Origin of the sequence: Microbacterium flavum (assembly GCF_018717645.1) — a bacterium.
In the GTDB taxonomy this organism is placed as follows: domain Bacteria; phylum Actinomycetota; class Actinomycetes; order Actinomycetales; family Microbacteriaceae; genus Microbacterium; species Microbacterium flavum.
Window position 1 is genome coordinate 35384 of sequence record NZ_JAFLHG010000003.1, and the last position, 17390, is coordinate 52773.

Annotated in this window: 15 protein-coding genes and 1 pseudogene; 11 read left to right on the top strand and 5 right to left on the bottom strand. The window is 71.5% G+C overall.

What is annotated here, in order from left to right; genetic code table 11:
- Nucleotides 1-8 precede the first annotated feature (8 nt).
- From J0P97_RS03850 to J0P97_RS03860, 3 genes are read left to right on the top strand one after another with little or no spacing between them, the layout of a single operon-like run.
- Complete coding sequence (locus J0P97_RS03850; RefSeq protein WP_215486467.1) at nucleotides 9-512, top strand: FMN-binding protein; 504 nt, start codon at nucleotides 9-11, stop codon at nucleotides 510-512.
- Entirely contained in the window at nucleotides 509-1402 is an 894-nt protein-coding gene (locus J0P97_RS03855; protein ID WP_215486468.1) for an FAD:protein FMN transferase, read from the top strand. The genes J0P97_RS03850 and J0P97_RS03855 overlap by 4 nt, the downstream gene beginning before the upstream one ends.
- Nucleotides 1402-2952 (top strand): FAD-dependent oxidoreductase, encoded by a 1551-nt coding sequence (locus J0P97_RS03860; RefSeq protein ID WP_215486469.1) that lies wholly within the window; start codon nucleotides 1402-1404, stop codon nucleotides 2950-2952. The genes J0P97_RS03855 and J0P97_RS03860 overlap by 1 nt, the downstream gene beginning before the upstream one ends.
- Nucleotides 2953-3026: 74 nt before the next feature.
- Here J0P97_RS03860 and J0P97_RS03865 read toward each other — a convergent pair whose 3' ends face one another.
- Complete coding sequence (locus tag J0P97_RS03865; RefSeq protein WP_215486470.1) at nucleotides 3027-4550, bottom strand: sensor histidine kinase; 1524 nt, start codon at nucleotides 4548-4550, stop codon at nucleotides 3027-3029.
- The gene (locus J0P97_RS03870; protein WP_281423621.1) at nucleotides 4550-5278 is read right to left on the bottom strand and encodes a response regulator transcription factor; all 729 of its coding nucleotides are present in this window, start codon (nucleotides 5276-5278) and stop codon (nucleotides 4550-4552) included. The genes J0P97_RS03865 and J0P97_RS03870 overlap by 1 nt, the downstream gene beginning before the upstream one ends.
- Before the next feature lie 110 nt (nucleotides 5279-5388).
- On the opposite strand from J0P97_RS03870, the gene J0P97_RS03875 reads away from it, so the two are divergent.
- Nucleotides 5389-6402, top strand: a complete 1014-nt coding sequence (locus tag J0P97_RS03875; protein WP_215486471.1) for a magnesium and cobalt transport protein CorA — start codon at nucleotides 5389-5391, stop codon at nucleotides 6400-6402.
- Nucleotides 6403-6431: 29 nt separating this feature from the next.
- Here the strand turns inward: J0P97_RS03875 and gnd are convergent, their stop codons facing one another.
- Together gnd and J0P97_RS03885 are read right to left on the bottom strand one after the other, a co-directional pair.
- Complete coding sequence (gene gnd / locus J0P97_RS03880; RefSeq protein ID WP_282837695.1) at nucleotides 6432-7898, bottom strand: NADP-dependent phosphogluconate dehydrogenase; 1467 nt, start codon at nucleotides 7896-7898, stop codon at nucleotides 6432-6434.
- Nucleotides 7899-7927: 29 nt separating this feature from the next.
- Nucleotides 7928-8920, bottom strand: coding sequence for an NAD(P)-dependent oxidoreductase (locus tag J0P97_RS03885; RefSeq protein ID WP_215486473.1), 993 nt, complete (start codon nucleotides 8918-8920; stop codon nucleotides 7928-7930).
- Between the two features lie 117 nt (nucleotides 8921-9037).
- Here J0P97_RS03885 and J0P97_RS03890 point away from each other — a divergent pair, with 117 nt between their 5' ends.
- The 4 genes from J0P97_RS03890 (at nucleotide 9038) to J0P97_RS03905 (ending at nucleotide 13263) form a co-directional block, all read left to right on the top strand.
- Complete coding sequence (locus tag J0P97_RS03890) at nucleotides 9038-10096, top strand: D-2-hydroxyacid dehydrogenase (RefSeq protein ID WP_215486474.1); 1059 nt, start codon at nucleotides 9038-9040, stop codon at nucleotides 10094-10096.
- A gap of 40 nt (nucleotides 10097-10136) precedes the next feature.
- Nucleotides 10137-10934 carry an IclR family transcriptional regulator gene (locus tag J0P97_RS03895; protein WP_215486475.1) on the top strand — a complete coding sequence of 266 codons (798 nt, stop codon included), beginning with the start codon at nucleotides 10137-10139 and terminating at the stop codon, nucleotides 10932-10934.
- Nucleotides 10935-11090: 156 nt separating this feature from the next.
- A complete protein-coding gene (locus J0P97_RS03900) occupies nucleotides 11091-12509 on the top strand; it encodes an MFS transporter (RefSeq protein WP_372449670.1) in 1419 nt (472 codons plus the stop codon).
- Between the two features lie 13 nt (nucleotides 12510-12522).
- A complete protein-coding gene (locus tag J0P97_RS03905; RefSeq protein WP_215486476.1) occupies nucleotides 12523-13263 on the top strand; it encodes a fumarylacetoacetate hydrolase family protein in 741 nt (246 codons plus the stop codon).
- An 11-nt stretch (nucleotides 13264-13274) separates the two neighbouring features.
- Here the strand turns inward: J0P97_RS03905 and J0P97_RS03910 are convergent, their stop codons facing one another.
- Complete coding sequence (locus J0P97_RS03910; RefSeq protein WP_215486477.1) at nucleotides 13275-13979, bottom strand: FadR/GntR family transcriptional regulator; 705 nt, start codon at nucleotides 13977-13979, stop codon at nucleotides 13275-13277.
- Nucleotides 13980-14158: 179 nt separating this feature from the next.
- Between J0P97_RS03910 and J0P97_RS03915 the strand changes: the two genes are divergently transcribed.
- The 3 genes and pseudogenes from J0P97_RS03915 to J0P97_RS03925 form a co-directional block, all read left to right on the top strand.
- Nucleotides 14159-15544, top strand: a complete 1386-nt coding sequence (locus J0P97_RS03915) for a GntP family permease (RefSeq protein ID WP_215486478.1) — start codon at nucleotides 14159-14161, stop codon at nucleotides 15542-15544.
- A complete protein-coding gene (locus tag J0P97_RS03920; RefSeq protein WP_215486479.1) occupies nucleotides 15537-16304 on the top strand; it encodes an SDR family oxidoreductase in 768 nt (255 codons plus the stop codon). The genes J0P97_RS03915 and J0P97_RS03920 overlap by 8 nt, the downstream gene beginning before the upstream one ends.
- Nucleotides 16305-16352: 48 nt before the next feature.
- Nucleotides 16353-17363, top strand: a pseudogene (locus tag J0P97_RS03925) (zinc-binding dehydrogenase); the annotation flags it as partial.
- Nucleotides 17364-17390 lie beyond the last annotated feature (27 nt).

Sequence of the window (17390 nt, forward strand, 5' to 3'; positions counted from 1 at the left end):
GGACCGCCATGATCCGCTCCACCGCCGTTGCCCGTCCGATCCGCGTGGGATTCGCCGCGGCATCCGTTGTCGGCGTCGTCGCGCTCGCCGGATGCGCCGGGAATGCCGACGCTGAGACGCCCTCGAGCTCCGCGACGCCGTCGCCCACCGCGACCTCCTCCGCGACGCCCTCGGCCACCGCGACGACCGCGCCCACCGCCGCCGCGCCCGACAGCGCCTACAAAGACGGCACCTACTCGGCGGACGGGGCCTACCAGACCCCCGAATCGGTCGAGACGATCTCGGTCACGGTCACCCTTCAGGATGACGTCATCACCGCCGTCGAGGTCACGGGCAACCCGCAGAAGCGCGAGTCGGAGCAGTACCAGAGCCAGTTCATCGGCGGCATCAGCGGAGAGGTCGTCGGCAAGAGCATCGACGAGATCTCCGTCTCGCGTGTCGCCGGTTCGTCCCTGACCAGCGGCGGGTTCAACAAGGCGATCGAGACGATCAAGGCCGAAGCGGCGTCGTGACCGCCGCCACGGCGCCCGCCGTCCGCACCTTCGACGCCATCGGCACGCGGTGGCGGATCGACACGGCCGAGGAGCTCCCCCCGCGCATCGCGGCCGAGGTGGATGCCGCCATCGCCAGGTTCGACGCGGACTGGTCGCGCTTCCGCGGCGATTCCCTCGTGAGCCTGCTCGCCGCGGGCGACGCGGGCGCGGCGCCGGCCCCGCCCGACGCCGCGGCGATGCTCGACCTGTACGCGGAGCTCTCGGACGCCACGGCGGGCGCCGTGAACCCCCTCGTCGGCGGCGCGCTCGTCCGCCGCGGATACGACGCGGACCTCTCGCTCGTCGATCGCGGGGCGGAGGCCGCGCCGGTCGACTGGCGGGATCTGCTGCGCTGGTCGGACGGGATCCTCCGCCTCGCAGCTCCGGCGACGATCGACGTCGGAGCGCTCGGCAAGGGCCGGCTCGTGGATCTCGTCGCGGAGGTGGTGGCAGCGGCATCCGGCCCGGAGGCGCCCGTCGTCGTCGACGCGAGCGGGGACATCCTCGTCCGCGGGACGACGGAGCGCATCGCGCTCGAGCATCCCTACGACCCGCGCCGGGCGATCGGCGTCTGGGAGGTGGACGGCGGAGCCCTGTGCGCCTCCGCCGTGAACCGTCGCGCGTGGGCGGGGATCGGCGGAGAGGGCCTGCACCACGTCCTCGACGCGCGGACGGGCGAGCCCGTGCGCGAGATCGCAGCGACCTGGGCGCGCGGGGACGACGCGATGACCGCCGATGCGGCGGCGACCGCGCTGTTCTTCGCGGGCGGTGACGCCTTCGCGCATGCGCACGGCGTGCAGTGGGTGCGGATGGCGACCGACGGGCGCGTCGAGTGGTCCCACGGATGTACGGCAGAGTTGTTCACGTGATGACCTCGCTGACCGCCCTCTGGAACCGCACGTTCGCCGTCCTCGGCCGGGTGTCGATGTACCGGCTCGTGGTCTTCGCCCTCGCCGCGCTGGCCCTCATCGCCTTCGTCCTGTCGTTCTTCGGCGTCCTCGCGCCCTCGCCGCTCGAACTCGTCGCCGCCTGGGCCGTGCTCGGAGCGGCCTGCGCCGGGACGGATGCCGTCGCGCACCGCCTGCTCGGCAAGGCCTGGCGGTGGGAGTCGTCGCTGATCACGGCGCTGATCCTCCTCTTCGTGCTGCGGCCGACCCTCGAGCCGCTCGGCCTCGTGGGGCTGTTCGTCGCGGGGGTGCTGGCCTCGGCATCCAAGTACCTCCTCGCCTGGCAGGGGCGTCACATCTTCAATCCCGCGGCCGTCGGTGCCGCCGTGCTCACGGTGCTGAGCATCTGGCTGCCGGACCTCGGATCCTCATCCTGGTGGGTCGGGTCGCCGTATCTCGCGGCGCCGGTGATCCTCCTCGGTCTTCTCGTCCTTCTCCGCACGGAGAAGGTGCGGATCATCACCCTCTTCCTCGTCGTCGCGGTCGCCGTCGCGGTCGTGCGCACCTCGGTGCAGTTCTCGCAGGTCGGGCTCCCGTTCGAGGCGGGCACGGTGTTCTGGCAGCTGCTGTGGTCTTCGCCCTTCCTCTTCCTCGGCGCGTTCATGCTGTCCGAGCCGCTGACGCTTCCGCCGCGGCGCTGGCAGCAGTTCGCCGTCGCCGGGCTCGTCGGCATCCTCGCCGGGTGGCCGATCGACCTCGGCGTGATCAGCCTCGGCCAGGAGCGCGCGCTGCTCGTCGGGAACCTCCTCGCGTTCGCCTTCACCGTGCGCACCGCCGTGCGGCTGCGATTCGTCCGGCGCGACGTCCTGACGCCCACGGTGCGGGAACTGGTCTTCCGCGCGCGGGGCCGGTTCCGCTTCGCGTCCGGTCAGTACCTCGAGCTCGAGGTGCCGCACGCCCACGCCGATGCGCGCGGCACGCGACGCGAGTTCTCGATCGTCTCGGCACCCGAGGAGCTGCCCGAGGTCCGGATCGCGCTGCGCGAGGGCTCGCAGTCCAGCTACAAGAAGGCGCTCGCACTCGTCGAGCCGGGGGAGGACCTCGCCGTCACCGGTGTCTGGGGCGACTTCGTGCTGCCTGCGCGGGTGTCCGCGCCCGTCCTGATGGTGGCCGCCGGGATCGGGGTCACGCCGTTCGTCTCGCAGCTGCGGCACCTCCGTCTCTCCGGCGAGGACCGCGACGTGGTCTTCGTCTACGTCGCCTCGGGCGCGGAGGAGCTCGCCTTCCGCGAGGATCTCGAAGCAGCCGGCATCCCGGTCATCGTCTTCACGCGCAACGAGCCCGCATCACTCCCGCCGCACTGGCGGTGGGCACGCGGCGTGCGTCTGGACGCCGACGGGCTCCTGCAGGTGGTGCCGGACATCGGTGCACGCCACGCGTACATTTCGGGCCCCGCCGGCCTCATCGCCGACCTGGCGCCCGCCCTCGAGAAGGCGCGCTCGATCACGACCGACGCGTTCTCCGGGTACTGACTCGGCGGGGACGGGACGCGCAGCGCGGGGTCCGGACCCGGAGGCAGCCGCAGCGCGGCTCGGGCGGACCGGGTTCAGGCGGATGCGGGGACCGGCGGCCGGGCGGGGAGCCGAACCTCGAACGCGGTCGCGCCGGGCGCGCTGTCCACGGTGATGGAGCCGCCGTGCCCGGTGACGATGGCTCGCGCGATCGAGAGGCCGAGACCCGTCCCGCCCGTCTGTCGGGCGCGCGAGGAGTCGGCTCGGGAGAATCGCTCGAACAGCTCATCGGCGACACGCGGATCGATGCCCGGACCATCGTCGGCGACGCGCACGACGGCAGTGCCGTCCTCCCGGGCGACGGATGCCGTGACCCGCACGCCGGCGGGCGTGTGCACGCGCGCGTTGGTGAGGAGGTTGGCGATCACCTGGTGCAGACGCGTCCCGTCACCGGCGACGATGACCGGTTCCTCGGGCACGTCGATGACCCACTCGTGGTCCGGCCCCGCCGCCTGCGCGTCCGCGACGGCGTCGACGACGACGCGCGTGAGGTCGACGGCGCCGTAGACGAGCTCGGTGCCCTCGTCGAGCCGCGCGAGGAGGAGGAGGTCTTCGACCAGTCGCGTCATCCGGAGCGAGGCCGCCTGGATCCGCTCGAGTCCCTGTTCGGACTGCGCGGCGCTGGTCTCCAGCTGCGCTGTCGTGCCGCGCTCCGCGCCCTCGCGCGCCTGCGAGAGGGCGCGGAGCGACAGCTCGGAGTAGCCGCGGATCGCGGCGAGGGGCGTCCGCAGCTCGTGCGAGGCGTCGGCGACGAAGGCGCGCATCCGCTCCTCGTTGCGCTGGCGGGCCGAGAGGGAGGTGTCCACGTGGTCGAGGAGGGTGTTGAGGGCCGCGCCGACCGCCCCGATCTCATCGGACGGGTCGGCCTGTTCCGCGGGCACCCGCTCGGTGATGCTGACATCGCCGGAGTCGAGCGGCTGCGCGGCGACGCGCCCCGCCGTCTCGGCGACCGAGCGCAGCGGACGCAGTGACCGCTGGATGACGAGGGCGACGATCGCGGCGAGCACGAGCAGGCCGCCGACGGTGACGAGGGTGACGGTGAGGAGGATCTTGCCGATGGTCTCGTTGACGGTCGAGACCGGGAGACCTGCGGCGATGATGTAGCTGTTGCCGACGGGGGCGGTGTACATCCGGTACGTCCCGAGGCCGTCGACGTCGACGGTCGCGAAACGCTCGTACTCGAACGACCCGACGATGTCGCCGACGTCCTCGGTCGACAGCGCCGTCACGCTCGCATCGTCTGAGAGCGATGCGCCGTCGGTGCCGTTCGCGGACTGCACCACGAGGACGAGCCCGGCCGGCAGGTTGCGGCTCTGCTGGAGGGTGTCGAGCGCGGTCGAGGTCCCCACGTAGCTGCCCGGCTTCGAGATCAGCTGCAGCCCGGCGCGGTTCGCCGCCTCCCGCACGTCGTTGTCGAGCTGGGTGCTGAGGAGGCTCCCGAGGATCGCGCCGGTGGCGAGGCCCACGGCCAGCAGGATGAGGGCGACGAAGGAGACGACCGTGACGATGAGCCGCGTCTGCAGCGTCCAGCGCCGGCGCGGTCGCGACGCCGCCGTCATCACTGCGGCGCTTTGATCATGTAGCCCACACCTCGGACGGTGTGGATGAGGGGGTCGCGGCCCGCGTCGATCTTCTTGCGCAGGTACGAGATGTAGAGCTCCACGACCGACGAGCGCCCCCCGAAGTCGTAGTTCCAGACGCGATCGAGGATCTGGGCCTTCGACACGACGCGCCGCTGGTTGCGCATGAGGAAGCGCAGCAGTTCGAATTCCGTCGCCGTCAGCTCGATCTCCGTGCCGGCGCGATCCACCTCGTGTGAGTCCTCGTTGAGGGTCAGCTCGCCGACGCGCAGGATCGGGTCGGCGCCCCCCGCGGTCGCGCTCCCCGCTCGACGCATGAGCCCTCGCAGACGTGCCACGACCTCTTCGAGGCTGAAGGGCTTCGTGACGTAGTCGTCGCCGCCGGCGGTCAGACCCGCGACACGATCGCTGACGGCATCCTTCGCGGTGAGGAACAGGACGGGGACGTCGTTGCCCGCGTGCCGGAGCCGCTGGAGCACGGCCATCCCGTCGAGGTCCGGCATCATGATGTCGAGGACGAGCGCATCCGGATCGAACTCGCGCGCCTGGGCGAGGGCGTCGAACCCCGATCCGGCGGTCCGCACCTCCCAGCCCTCCATCCGCAGGGCCATCGACAGCAGGTCGGTGAGCATCTGCTCGTCGTCGACGACGAGGACCCGGAGGGCCGAGCCGTCGGGACGTCGCAGAGCCGGGGCGGGGGTAGTCATGCGTCCATTGTCGTGCGCACGCTGTGGAGCGGCTATGCCTCGAGCTATGCGAAGACTATGAATCAGCCGACGATCGGCGACGCGCGAGTCCCGGGCCTAGGGTGAAAGCCATGGCCGTGCCGCACTGCATCCTCTACCGAGGCGCCGACGCGCTCCCCGTCGATCAGGATCCGGCGACCGCGCTGGCTCAGGCGCGGGCCGAGGGCGGGATGCTGTGGATCACCCTCGTCGCGCCGACGCGCGAGGAGGTCGCCGCGCTCGGCAGCGCCCTCGATCTGGCGCCCCTCGGGGTCGCGTCGGCGCTGCGCGACAATCAGCGGTCGAAGCTCGATCACTTCGGTGACCATCTGTACCTCGCCCTGCAGCCCGCCCAGTACGACGATGCGGCCGAGACGGTCGAATGCCACGAGGTCGACGTGTTCGTCGGCGACGACCTGTTCGTCACGATCTCGCCCGACGGCGCTGTCGACCTCGGGCAGATGCGGCGGCTCCTGGAGCAGCATCCCGAGATCCTCCGCAAAGGACCGTACGGCGTGCTCTGGGCGACCCTGGAGTACGTGACCCGCGGATACCGTGGCGTCCTGGATGGCATCGAGCACGACATCGACCAGATCGAGGAGGAGCTGTTCGGCGAGGATGCCGGCGTCTCACGGCGCATCTTCGCCCTTCAGCGCGAGGTGATCGACCTCCACCACGCGACATCCCCCCTCGAGGACATGCTCGAGCGGCTGCAGCGGATCGTGAGCGCGCACCTGCACACCGACGAGGTGCCCGCCTTCCACGAGATCGCCGACCGCGCCCGCTACGTCGACGCGCGCGTCGCCGCGTTCCGCACCACCCTCGACGCCGCGCTGACGGTGCATGCGACGATCGTCGACCAGCGGCGCAACGACGCGATGCAGCGGATGACCGAGCAGAGCATCCAGCAGAACGATCAGGTGAAGAAGATCTCGTCCTGGGCTGCGATCGGCTTCGCTCCGACGCTCGTCGCCGGGATCTACGGCATGAACTTCGCCCACATGCCCGAGCTCTCCTGGGTCTGGGGCTACCCGTTCGCGATCGGCCTGATGGCCGCGGTGAGCGCGGGCCTGTACGTCGTCTTCAAGAAGAACGACTGGCTGTAGCCCGCGCCCTCCGGAGGGGGGCGGGGCCGTCAGTGCGTGTCTTCGGCCTCGACCTCGGTGCGGTCGCCCGACCACAGCGTGTGGAAGGTGCCCTCCTTGTCGATGCGCTTGTAGGTGTGCGCGCCGAAGAAGTCACGCTGGCCCTGGATGAGCGCGGCGGGGAGGCGCTTCGCGCGGAGCCCGTCGTAGTAGGCGAGCGAGGAGGAGAACGCGGGAGCGGGGATCCCGGCGGTGGCCGCCGTTCCGACGATGTGACGCCATGCCTCCTGCGCCCGGCCCAGGGCGTCGACGAAGTAGGGCGCCGTCAGGAGCACCTGCAGGTCCGGCTCGGCGGCGTAGGCGTCGGCGATGCGGTTGAGGAACTGGGCGCGGATGATGCAGCCCGCGCGCCAGATCTTGCTGATCGCGCCGAGGTCGATGGTCCAGCCGTACTGGGCGGCGCCCGCGCGGATCTCATCGAAGCCCTGCGAGTAGGCGACGATCTTCGACGCGTAGAGCGCCAAGCGCACCTGCTCGACGAACGCGTCCGGGTCCTCGACGGTGAACGCGTCCTCGGCGGGGCCGGGAAGGCCGCCCGAGACGGCGCGCTGCTCGCGGTGGCTCGAGAGCGACCGGGCGAACGTCGCCTCCGCGATGCCGGAGACCGGCACGCCGAGGTCGAGCGCCGTCTGGACCGTCCAGGCGCCGGTGCCCTTGGCGCCGGCGGAGTCGAGGATCACGTCCACGAGGGGCTTGCCGGTCGCGGCATCCACCTGGCGGAGGACCTCCGCGGTGATCTCGATCAGGTAGGACTCGAGCTCGCCGGTGTTCCACTCGGCGAAGATGTCGGCGATCTCCGCGGGGGTCTTCCCCGTGCCGCGCCGGATGAGGTCGTAGGCCTCGGCGATGAGCTGCATGTCGGCGTACTCGATGCCGTTGTGCACCATCTTCACGAAGTGGCCCGCGCCGTCGTGCCCGACGTGTGTGACGCAGGGCTCGCCGTCGGGGGCGACGGCGGCGATGGAGCGGAGGATCGGGCCGAGCGTCGTCCACGCCTCGTCCGGGCCGCCGGGCATGAGCGAGGGCCCGTGGAGCGCGCCCTCCTCGCCGCCCGAGACGCCCATGCCGACGAAGTTGAACCCGCGCTCGCGCACGGCCTTCTCGCGGCGGATGGTGTCGGTGAAGAGGGAGTTGCCGCCGTCGATGATGATGTCGCCGGGCTCGAAGACCTCCATGAGCGACTCGATCACGGCATCCGTGGGGGCGCCGGCCTTGACCATGATGAGCGCCGTGCGGGGCGTCTGGAGGGCGGCGGCGAACTCCTCGTAGCTGAAGGTCGCGACGAAGCCCGCCTCGGGGTGCTCGGCGACCAGCTCGTCGGTCTTGGACCGCGAGCGGTTGTAGACGGCGACGGTGTTGCCCTCGCGGGAGGCGAGGTTGCGCGCGAGGTTGGACCCCATCACGGCGAGTCCGACGACTCCGATGTTGGCAGTGGGCTGGACGTCGGTCTCGGGCACGGAGAGCTCCTTCGATGCGGGTCGGGGATTCATGATTCAGCGTAGTCGCCGACACCCTCGCGCGCGCTCGCGTGACGATCGGCGGTGAGACGTCGGGTGACGGACAGGTCGCGATCCCCGAGCCCGGCATCCACGATCTCGTCGAAGATGCCGCGCAGAGCGGGGAGCAGGGCCGGGTGGATGCCGGTCGCGCTCGCCACGTCGGCGGCGAAGCGGAGGTCTTTGACCATGTACTTGGCGGCGCCGGACGGGGAGTCGTCGCCGGCGACGAGGCGCTCCTTGCGGCTGGACAGGAGGTTCGAGCCGGCGTACCCGCGGCCGAGGAGCGTCCACATCGTGTCGAGGTCGATGCCGGAGCGGGCGGCGAGTTCGCTCGCCTCGCCGAGCGCCGTGATGGTCGCGGCCACGACGAGCTGGTTGCAGGCCTTGGCGACCTCGCCCGCACCGAGCGGACCGAGGTGGACCGGCGTGCCGCACGGCGCGAGCAGCGCGGACGCGCGCGCCGCGGCATCCGCGTCGCCACCGATCATGATCGAGAGCGTTCCCGCCGTCGCCCCGTCGACGCCGCCCGAGACGGGGCAGTCGACGACCAGGATCCGTCGGTCTCCGCCCGCCCCGTCGGCGAGGCGCGCGGCGAGATCGCGCACACCGGTGGGGGAGGACGTCGACCCGATCAGCAGCAGCAGATCGCCCCTGCCCGCGAGGAGCCCGTCGGGGCCCTCGAGCGCGGCGTCGAGCTCGGGGAGGTCGGGAAGCATGACGAGGATCGCGTCGCTCTGCGCCGCCAGTTCGCGGGGAGACGCGGCCCACGTCGCGCCGGCGGCCACGAGGTCCGGCCGTGGAGAGCGGGCGTGCACGACGAGATCTCCGCGTGCAGCGAGGAGGTTCCGCGCCATCGGCTCGCCCATCGCGCCCAGGCCGAGGACGCCGAGGCGTTCGGCCGCGTCGGCGGTTCCGTGCGAGCCGGAAAGCGTCTCGGCACCGCGGGCGAGAATGGTCTCATCGTCGAGAGGGGAGCTCATGGCGGACAGTGTAGCGCACGTTCAAAATCAAGAACACTGTTCAACCGGTTGGACAGTTGCTAGACTGACGCCGACAATCTTCCCCGCATGACCATCCCACCCAAAGGAGGGCCCCGGATGTCGGAACAGTCCACCGGCCTGCGTGTCGTCGCCGCCGTGCCCCTGCGCGAAGAACTCTGCGCGCTGATCGAAACCCTCGAGCCGCGCGTGACGGTCGTCCGCGACCCCGCGCTCACGAAGCCGATGCGGGGGCCGGCCGACTGGGCGGGCGATCCCGGCTTCGTGCGGACGCCTGCGCAGCAGGCCGCCTTCGACGAGATGGTCGACTCCGCGGACGCCCTGTTCGGGATCCCCGACGTCGAGCCCGCGGCCCTCGCGCGCACCGTGGCCGCGAATCCGGCGCTGCGCTGGGTGATGACGACCGCCGCCGGCGGCGGCGCTCAGGTGCGCGCGGCGGACCTCCCGCGCGCCGCCCTCGATCGCATCGTTTTCACCACGAGCGCGGGCGTCCACGGCGGCCCCCTCGCGGAGTTCGCCGTCTTCGGTGTGATGGCGGGCGCGAAGGACCTTCCGCGGCTCGCCGCCGACCAGGACGCCCGCACGTGGCCGGACCGCTGGGAGATGCGCCAGCTCGACGAGATGACGGTGCTCATCGTCGGCCTCGGCGGCATCGGCGCGGCCTGCGCGCAGCGATTCCACGCGCTGGGTGCACGCGTCTGGGGGACCACGCGATCGGGCGAGCCGGTCGAGGGCGTCGACCGGCTCGTGCCGCTGGGCGAGCTGACGGATGCCGTGGCCGAGGTGGATGCGATCGTCATCACCCTTCCGGGCACCGATCAGACCCACCACCTCATCGATGCCTCCGTCCTCCGCGCGGCCCGTCCGGGCCTCATCCTCGCGAGCGTCGGGCGCGGGACCGTCATCGACGAAGCGGCGCTCCTCGACGCCCTCGACGACGGGCAGGTCGCGTTCGCGGCGCTCGATGTCTTCGAGGTCGAGCCGCTGCCGTCGTCGTCGCCGCTGTGGGAGCACCCGCACGTGCTCGTCAGTCCGCACACGGCGGCGCTCAGCGATCGCGAGGAGGAGCGCATCGCGCGGCGGTTCGCGGAAGACGCGACGCGGCTGCTCGACGGCGCCCCGATGCGCGCGGTTGTCGATACGGTCGAGTTCTACTGACCCATCCGCCCGCCGCGCGCGGGCACGCCGAGGAGGATCCATGGCGGACGACGACGCCGACCGTATCGGCCGTGACCCGGCCCCCGCCGTGACCCGCAGCATCCGCCTGCTGGAAGTGCTGGCGGATGCCGCGCATCCTCTGACCCTCACCGAGCTCGCGACGGCTCTCGGGCTGGCGAAGTCCTCGACGGCCAACCTGTGCCTCGCCCTCGAGGCCGCGCGCATGGTCGAGAGAGTGCCGCAGGGTTACCGACTCGGTCTGCGGACGGCGGAACTGGGCGGCGCGTTCGCCGCCCAGTTCAACCAGGTGCGCGAGTTCTACGCCGTGTGCGACGCCTCGGAGGTGCTGAGCGGGGAGCTCGTCCAGGTCGCCCTCCTCGACGGGTCGGACGCCCTGTACATCGCCCGGCACGAGGGAGCGCGCTCCCTCCGCATCGGCACGCCGCTCGGGTCGCGCCTTCCGGCGGCGCTGAGCGCCACAGGCCGTGCGCTGCTGTCCACCCTCGGCGACGACGCCGTGACCGCGCTCCTCGGGGAGGACGCGGCGTTCCCCGCGTTGACCGAGAACAGCCCCCGCACGCTCGACGCCCTGCGCGAGCGCCTCGACGCCGCGCGTCGGCGGGGCTGGGCGCTGGATGCCGAGGAGTCGTTCGCCGGTGTGGTGGGCGTCGCCGTGCCCCTGGAGGGCTGGGCGCCCGGCGACCCGCAGCTCGCCCTCGGCGTCGGCATCCCCGCCTCCGAGGCCAGCGAGGAGCGCGTCGCGCTGGTCGGGGAGGCGCTGCGGGCCGCCGCGCGTCAGCTCACTAATCCGTTCAGCGCCGCGGCGCGGAAAGGCTGACGACAGCCGCCGACGGCGTGCCGCGCCTCGCCGCGGCGGGAACGTCCGACGACATCTCCCCAAAATCTTCTGTTCAAGATATTGAACTGAGGCCAGCAGGTTGGTATCGTGGTCGATATCAGACGCCACCCGTGGCGTCCGGGCCGATCGAAGGAGATGGCTGTGACCAGCACCCACACGGACGTGGACGTCAAGATGGACGATCCCGACTACGCCGCCAACCTGCGCCGCGCGACGCTCGCATCGAGCATCGGCAGTGCGCTCGAGTACTTCGACTTCGCCCTGTACGGGCTCTCGACGGCGCTGATCTTCAACGTTCTGTTCTTCGACCAGTCGAACCCCGCGATGGCGAGCGTCGCGGCATTCGCCACCTTCGGCGTGGGATTCCTCGCGCGCCCGTTCGGCGGTCTCTTCTTCGGCACGCTCGGCGACCGACTGGGCCGCAAGTGGGTCCTCGTCATCACCATCCTCCTGATGGGCGGGGCGTCCACGGCGATCGGCCTCCTGCCGACCTACGCGCAGATCGGCATCTGGGCGCCCATCCTGCTGGTGCTCATGCGGCTGCTCCAGGGCTTCGGCGCCGGCGCCGAGCAGGCCGGCGCGACCGTCCTCATGGCCGAATACGCCCCGACCAAGCGGCGCGGGTTCTTCTCGGCGCTGCCGTTCATCGGCATCCAGGCCGGCACGCTGCTCGCGGCCGTCGTGTTCAGCCTCATCACCCTGCTGCCGCAGGATCAGCTGCTCACGTGGGGCTGGCGCGTGCCGTTCCTCTGCTCGTTCGCACTCATCCTCGTCGCCCTGTTCATCCGCATGCGCCTGCGCGAGACCCCGACCTTCGTCGAGCTCGAGAAGAGCGAGCAGGTCACCGATCACCCGATCCGCGAGATCTTCGGACACGGCCTGCCCGGCGTCATCGTCGGCATCGGACTGCGGATGGCCGAGAACGGCGGCTCGTACATGTTCAACACGCTCGCGCTCTCCTTCTTCGTCGCCGTCGCCGGCCAGAGCGCGGACAAGAGCCTGCTCACGTGGGGTGTCACGCTCGGTTCCCTCATCGGCATCTTCTCCGTCCCGCTCACCGGAGCGCTCTCCGACCGGATGGGTCGGCGCACGGTCTATCGCATGGGGTCCGTCTTCCTCCTCGACTACTCCTTCCCGGCGTGGTGGCTGCTGACCCTCGGCAACCACGCGATCGCGATCGCCGTGATCGCGGTGGGCATCGGCTTCGGCGTCAACGTCATGCTCGGCCCGCAGTGCGCGATGCTCCCCGAGATGTTCGGCAACCGTCACCGCTACCTCGGCGTCGCCATGGCCCGCGAGATCTCGGCCGTCCTCGCCGGCGGCCTGGCGGGGGTGCTCGGTGCGTACATCATCGCGGTGAGCGGAGCGAACTGGCTGCTCCTCGCGATCTACATGGCCACCCTCGCGCTCATCACCACCGCGGCCACCTTCCTCGTCCCCGAGACGCTGCGTCGCGACCTCACCCGCACCGACGACGCCATCAAGGTGTCCCGTGGCGAGGCCGGCGAAGGCGTCTACTCGACGACCGTCACCGTCCGCACGATCGAGCCGTGACGGAGGCGGGATCATGCTGATCGGTCGGGTGCGCACCGCCTCGGGGGAGACCTCCTGGGTGCGTCGGGACGGGGAGCGGATGGTCGGGATCGAGGACCCGTACGCGGCGCTGGCCGCGCAGCGACTGCCGCGGGACCTCTCCGGTGCGCCGGAGACGGTGGGCGAGGTCCTCACGCCGTGCAGCCCGCTCGTGGTCGTCGGGATCGCGCAGAACGGTCCGGCGCACGCCGATCCGGTGCAGGCGTGGTTGAAGAGCCCGCGCAGCGTCGTCGCGAGCGGCACGACCGTGGCCCTGCGGCGCGATGCCGGGCAGACGGTCGCCGAGGGGGAGATCGCGATCGTCATCGGGCGCGACACCACGGGCCTCACCGCGGAGACGGCGGGGGACTACGTCCTCGGGGTCACCGCTGTCGACGACCTGTCGAGCCCCGAGCGCGCCGAGCGCGACCCCCGCAACTTCGAGAGCAAGTCCGGCGCGGGGTACACGCCGCTCGGGCCGTGGATCGACACCGACGCCGACATCGGCGACGTGGAGCTGCGAGTGCGGGTGGACGGTGAGGTCGTCGCCCGCACCGATGCCGCGTCGTTGCCCGTGCCGATCGCGGAGTGTCTCGCGTACGTCGCCTCATGGACGACCCTCGGGCCCGGCGACGTGGTCATGACCGGCGCCCCGTTCAGCAGCGCCCCGATCCGCCCGGGGCAGAGCGTCGAGGTGGAGGTCGGCGTCGTCCGGCTCTCCACGCCGACGCGGTGACGCCGATGCGCTCAGAGACCGTGCATCTCCCCGGAGACGAGGGTCAGATGCTCGCGCGCCGACGCCTCCGCCGCCGCCCCGTCGCGTGCGGAGATCGCGCGGGCCGTGGCGAGGTGCGCTTCGAGGGTCCCCACGCGGGGGATGCCGGGGGTCAGGCCCCGCAGCGCCCGGCCCCGCAGGATCTCGGTGATCGGCGAGGCCAGGTTCGCGAAGAGCGGGTTTCCGCCGGCGCTGAGCAGGAGCGAGTGGTAGGCGATGTCCGCGTCGAGGTACTCCGGCGAATCGCCGTGCCCCGCCGCGCCGAGATCGCTCAGCCGCTGAGCCCACCGCAGGAGGAGTGCCCGGTCATCGTCGTTCCCGCGTTCGGCGGCCAGCCGCGCGGCGACCGGCTCGACGGCGACGCGCAGCTCGGTGAGCTCGATGAGGAGGTCGCGGCGACGCGGTCCGTCGAGCGTCCATTCGATGACGGTCGCGTCCAGACTGTCCCACTCGGCGCGGGGACGGACGACGAGTCCCACCCGTCGCCGGGAGGAGAGCAGTCCGTGGGCTTCGAGCACGCGCACCGCCTCCCGTACGACGGTCCGCGATGCGGAGAACTCCGCCTCCAGGCCTGCGACGGTCATCCCCGATCCGGGTTCCAGGTCGCCGCCGGCGATGCGACGCCCGAGGGTCTCCACGATGTGCGCGTGCGACGCGACCGCGGGGGTGGGGGGCATCATCGTCCTTCGGTCGGGCTGCGAGGTTCTCCAGGCTACCGTCCTGATGCCGCCGGGGCGGCTCGCCTGAGTCGGAAAAGTATGACTAATCCCTTGTCAAAAGTAGTACTTATGTGACACCGTGTTGTCCTGTCGTGGGGAATGGCCCCCGCGCATGGACGATTCATCGGAGAACCCCCATGGAAGACTGGACACAGACCCTCGGCGCGGTGCCGCTGCTGCTCATCGCAGCCGGCGCGATCGCGCTGATCCTCATCCTCATCATCTGGGCCCGCATCCACGCGTTCCTGGTGCTGGTGCTCGTCTCGCTCCTCACGGCGATCGTCGCGGGCATCCCCGTCGACGGCATCGGCAAGGTCCTGATCGACAGCTTCAGCGGCACCGTCGGGACGGTGGCGCTGCTGGTCGGACTCGGTGCGATGCTCGGCGCCCTCGTCGAATCCTCGGGCGGCGCACGGGTCCTCGCCGAGAAGATGGTCTCCATCTTCGGAGAGAAGCGGGCCGCTCTCGCCCTCGGTGTCGCCTCCCTCATCATGGGATTCCCGATGTTCTTCGATGCGGGCCTGATCGTCATGCTCCCGATCATCTTCGCGGTGGGTCGCCGCATCGGCGGCAAGCACATGCTGCTCTACGGCATCACCGCCGCCGGCGCCTTCTCGGTGATGCACGTCTTCGTCCCGCCGCACCCGGGCCCCATCACGGCGTCCGAGACCTTCGGCGCGAACCTGGGGCTCGTCCTGCTCATCGGACTCGTCGTGGCGCTGCCGACCTGGTACCTGACCGGATACCTGTGGGCGAAGTTCGTCGACAAGCGCATCCCCCTGCCGATCGCCGATCTCTTCCGTACGGACGACGTGCAGCCGACCAACCCGCCCTCGGCGGGCACGGTGATCGGCGTCCTGGCCATCCCGCTCGTCCTGATCCTCCTCAACACCGGCGCGTCCGCCCTGGTGTCCACCGGCACGCTCGACGGCTCCGCCGTCTGGGTGCAGTCTCTGCGTCTCATCGGCACCAGCCAGATCGCCCTGCTCATCGCGGTGTTCGTCGCGCTGTTCGTCCTCGGAACGCGCCGCGGCGAGCACGGGTCCGCGCTCGAGAAGATCGTCGACTCCGCGCTGGGTCCGATCTGCTCGGTCGTTCTCATCACCGGCGCGGGCGGCATGTTCGGCGGGGTGCTGCGCGCCTCGGGCATCGGCGATGCGCTCTCCGACTCGCTTTCCGCGATCGGCATCCCGGTGATCTTCGCCGCGTACCTCATCGCCCTCGTCCTGCGCGTCGCGCAGGGGTCGGCGACGGTCGCGCTCGTCACCGCCGCGGGCCTCGTCGCGCCCGCCGTGGCTGCGGCCGGCTTCAGCCCCCTGCAGACCGCCTGCGTCGTCCTCGCGACCGCGGCCGGCTCGGTCTTCGCCGGTCACGTCAACGACTCGGGATTCTGGCTCGTCGGCCGGTTGATGGGGATGGACGTCAAGACCACCCTCAAGACCTGGACCGTCCAGCAGGCCCTCGAGTCCGTCGTCGGTTTCGTCCTCGTCCTCGTCGTCTTCGGAGTGGTGTCCCTTGTCTGAGCTCTTCGACCTGTCCGGCCGTCTCGCCCTCGTCACGGGCTCCTCGCGCGGGCTCGGCCAGAGCCTCGCCCTCGGGCTCGCCGCCGCGGGCGCGCGGCTCATCGTGCACGGGCGGGACGCCGCCACCGTCGAGGCGAGCGCCGCCCTCCTCGAAGAGCGGACCGGATCGCGCCCCGCCACCGTCGTGTTCGACGTGACGGATGCCGCCGCGGTCGAGGCGCAGGTCGGCGCGCTCATCGAGCGGGTCGGCGTCCCCGACATCCTCGTGAACAACGCCGGCATCCAGCGACGTGCGCCGATCGCGGAGTTCGCGGTCTCCGACTGGGACGACGTCATCGCGACGAACCTGTCGAGCGTGTTCTACGTCTCCCGCTTCGTGGCCCCGGCCATGACCGAGCGAGGATCGGGGAAGATCATCAACATCGCGTCGGTGCAGTCCGCGCTGGCCCGGCAGACGATCGCGCCGTACTCCGCGAGCAAGGGGGGCGTCGCACAGCTCAGCCGCGGGATGGCCGCGGATCTCGCGCGCCACGGCATCCAGGTCAACACCCTCTCACCCGGCTACTTCGCCACCGAGATGAATGCAGCGCTCGTCGCCGACGAGGCCTTCACCGCGTGGGTGACCCAGCGCACGCCTGCCGGTCGCTGGGGCGACGTCGAGGAGCTGCGCGGGCCCCTCGTCTTCCTCGCCTCGGCCGCGAGCGACTTCGTCAGCGGTCAGAACCTGTTCGTCGACGGCGGGATGACCTCCGTCGTCTGACGGTCGCCGACCGCCACGCATCGACACGTACCGACAAGGAGACAGCGCATGGATGCCGTCGTCATCACCGGAAAGCTCGGCCTCTCGGTCGAGGACCGTCCCGTGCCCGAGCCCGGCGACGGGCAGGTGCGCCTGCGCGTCGGGTACGTGGGGATCTGCGGGTCGGACCTGCACTATTACTTCGACGGGGCGAACGGTGCGTTCGTCGTCGCCGAGCCCTTGACCCCCGGGCACGAGATGTCCGGGTGGGTCGACCTCGACCCGTCGGGCGATCTCGCTCCCGGGACGCCGGTCACGGTCCATCCCGCGCGGTTCGGGACGGCCCTCGCCGAGATCCCCGACGCGCCGCACCTGTGGCCGGGCGGCTCGTATCTCGGCAGCGCCTCGACGACGCCGCACACCCAGGGCGCGATGAGCGGGTTGCTCCTCGTCGAGCGCGACATGGTCCGCCCGCTGCCGGCCGGTCTCCCGGTGCGTCGTGCGGTGCTCGCCGAGCCGCTCGCGGTCGCCCTCCACGGCGCCGGCCGGGCCGGCTCCCTCGCGGACGCCAGGGTGCTGGTGTGCGGTGCCGGGCCCATCGGCCTCCTCGCCGCCGTCGCCGCGCGTGCCCGGGGCGCCGCGACCGTCGCGGTCACCGACCTCCTGCCCGAGCCGCTGGCCCGGGCGCGCGCGCTCGGCGCCGACGAGACGCTGCAGGCCGGGGTGGACGAGGTCGCCGCCGAAGCCTACGACGTCGTGCTGGAGTGCTCGGGCGCGGCTCCGGCCGTCTCCACGGCGATCTCCGCGGTACGGCGCCGGGGGACGGTCGTGCAGATCGGCATGCTCCCGGGCGAGGCGCGCCCCGTGAACCTCGCGCCGCTCGTCGCGAAGGAGGCGACGCTCGTCGGTGCGTTCCGCTTCCTCGACGAGGTCGAGGAGGCTCTCGCCCTCCTCACCGCGCGGCCCGACATCGAGACGGTCATCACCCACGAGTTCTCCGCGGCGGATGCCGCGCCCGCCTTCGAGACCGCTCGCCGCTCCGACGAGAGCGGAAAAGTCGTGGTCGCGATGTCGCCCGCACCTGCTGAGGTCGGAGCGGACGCCGCG

Bases quoted from the DNA above. Each gene is read 5' to 3' on its own strand.
- J0P97_RS03850 (WP_215486467.1), top strand. From the start codon at position 9: ATGATCCGCTCCACCGCCGTTGCCCGTCCGATCCGCGTGGGATTCGCC.
- J0P97_RS03860 (WP_215486469.1), top strand. From the start codon at position 1,402: ATGACCTCGCTGACCGCCCTCTGGAACCGCACGTTCGCCGTCCTCGGC.
- J0P97_RS03865 (WP_215486470.1), bottom strand. From the start codon at position 4,550: ATGACGGCGGCGTCGCGACCGCGCCGGCGCTGGACGCTGCAGACGCGG.
- J0P97_RS03870 (WP_281423621.1), bottom strand. From the start codon at position 5,278: ATGACTACCCCCGCCCCGGCTCTGCGACGTCCCGACGGCTCGGCCCTC.
- J0P97_RS03875 (WP_215486471.1), top strand. From the start codon at position 5,389: ATGGCCGTGCCGCACTGCATCCTCTACCGAGGCGCCGACGCGCTCCCC.
- J0P97_RS03885 (WP_215486473.1), bottom strand. From the start codon at position 8,920: ATGAGCTCCCCTCTCGACGATGAGACCATTCTCGCCCGCGGTGCCGAG.
- J0P97_RS03890 (WP_215486474.1), top strand. From the start codon at position 9,038: ATGTCGGAACAGTCCACCGGCCTGCGTGTCGTCGCCGCCGTGCCCCTG.
- J0P97_RS03895 (WP_215486475.1), top strand. From the start codon at position 10,137: ATGGCGGACGACGACGCCGACCGTATCGGCCGTGACCCGGCCCCCGCC.
- J0P97_RS03900 (WP_372449670.1), top strand. From the start codon at position 11,091: ATGGCTGTGACCAGCACCCACACGGACGTGGACGTCAAGATGGACGAT.
- J0P97_RS03905 (WP_215486476.1), top strand. From the start codon at position 12,523: ATGCTGATCGGTCGGGTGCGCACCGCCTCGGGGGAGACCTCCTGGGTG.
- J0P97_RS03910 (WP_215486477.1), bottom strand. From the start codon at position 13,979: ATGCCCCCCACCCCCGCGGTCGCGTCGCACGCGCACATCGTGGAGACC.
- J0P97_RS03915 (WP_215486478.1), top strand. From the start codon at position 14,159: ATGGAAGACTGGACACAGACCCTCGGCGCGGTGCCGCTGCTGCTCATC.